The sequence below is a fragment of the Phaeovulum sp. genome (genome assembly GCF_041596715.1).
In the GTDB taxonomy this organism is placed as follows: Bacteria; Pseudomonadota; Alphaproteobacteria; order Rhodobacterales; family Rhodobacteraceae; genus UBA6213.
Genome location: NZ_JBFHIA010000389.1, coordinates 1 through 1603, shown reverse-complemented (window position 1 = coordinate 1603; position 1603 = coordinate 1). Strand labels below are relative to the sequence as shown.

The window sequence follows — 1603 nt, the reverse complement described above, 5'->3', positions numbered from 1 at the left end:
TGGGAGGCGGTCTGGCAGGAAAGCGGCACCGATGGCGCGGGCAATGCGACCTCGGCGCATGCCACCGCAATCGACTGCCGCGACACGCTCTTGCGGTCGGAGGCCGAGGGGCTGGAACTCGTCGGGATCGGGCTTGACGGTATCGTTGCGGTGGCGATGGGGGATGCGGTGCTGGTAGCGCGCAAATCCGACGGGCAGCGCGTCAAGCAGGCGGTGGCAGCGCTGCGGGCGCGCGGTGCGCGCCAGGCCGAGGCGTTTCCGGTTGACCACCGCCCTTGGGGCTGGTTCGAAAGCCTGGTCGAGGGGGCGCGGTTTCAGGTCAAGCGCATCGTGGTGAAACCCGGCGCGGCGCTTAGCCTGCAAAGCCATCATCACCGCGCGGAACACTGGATCGTGGTGGCGGGCACCGCGCGCATCACGATCGACGGCAAGGTGCAGCTGATAAGCGAGAACCAGTCGGTTTACATCCCGCTTGGCGCTGTGCACCGGATGGAAAATCCCGGCAAGCTGCCGATAGTGCTGATCGAAGTGCAAACCGGTGCCTACCTCGGCGAAGACGACATCATTCGCTACGAGGACGTCTATGCCAGAAGCTGACGCCAAAGCGCTTAGCTGCTTTACGGCCTACGACGTGCGCGGCCGTCTGGGAGCGGAGTTGAACGCGGCGATCGCGCACCGCATCGGGCACGCCTTCGCCGAAGTGCTGGGCGCGCGGCGGGTGGTGTTGGGGCGCGACTGTCGCGCCTCGTCAGTCGCGCTGGCGGGGGCGGTGGCCGAGGGATTGATGGCGGCGGGGGCCGAGGTGTTGGACCTTGGCCTTTCGGGCACAGAAGAGATGTATTTTGCCACTTCGCATTTGGGCGCAGATGGCGGCATCACCGTAACCGCCTCGCACAACCCGATGGATTACAACGGCATGAAGATGGTGCGCGAGGGCGCGGCACCGCTTAGCGCCGATACCGGGCTTGCCGCGATCCGCACGCTGGCAGAGCGCGGCGATTTCGCGCCCCGCCGCGCAGGCGGGCGGGTAACCCCCTGCCCCGAGGCGCGCGCGGCCTATGTGGCGCGGGTGCTTTCGTTCATCGATATCGCGGCGCTGAGGCCAATGAAAATCCTCGTCAACGCGGGCAATGGTACCGCGGGGCCGACGTTCGACGCGCTGGCCGCCGCACTTGCGGCCAAGGGCGCGCCGCTGGAGTTCGTGCGGTTACACCATGCGCCCGATGGCAGCTTTCCCAACGGCATTCCGAACCCGCTTTTGCCCGAGAACCAGCCGGCGACCGCGCGCGCCGTGATCGCCGCGGGCGCAGAGATGGGTGTGGCTTGGGATGGTGATTTTGACCGCTGCTTTCTGTTCGATCACACCGGCAGCTACATCCCCGGCGAATATATCGTGGGGCTACTGGCCGAGGCGTTTCTGACCAAGGAACCGGGCGCGAAAATCGTGCACGACCCCCGGGTGATATGGAACACGCAAGACGTGGTGGCGCGCGCGGGCGGGCAGGCAGTCGCCTCGCGCACGGGCCATGCGTTTCTCAAGCAGGCGCTACGCGAAACCGGTGCGGTTTACGGCGGCGAGATGTCGGCGCACCATTATTTTCGC

At 66.6% G+C, this 1603-nt stretch carries 2 protein-coding genes; both read left to right on the top strand.

All coding sequences use genetic code 11. The features are described 5' to 3' along the window. A partial coding sequence (locus ABY403_RS16365; RefSeq protein ID WP_372841873.1) for a cupin domain-containing protein occupies positions 1–597 on the top strand: 597 nt, incomplete at its 5' end. Beyond that, positions 584–1603 (top strand): phosphomannomutase (locus ABY403_RS16360; protein WP_372841872.1); only part of this gene is annotated, 1020 nt, incomplete at its 3' end. The genes ABY403_RS16365 and ABY403_RS16360, both read left to right, overlap by 14 nt.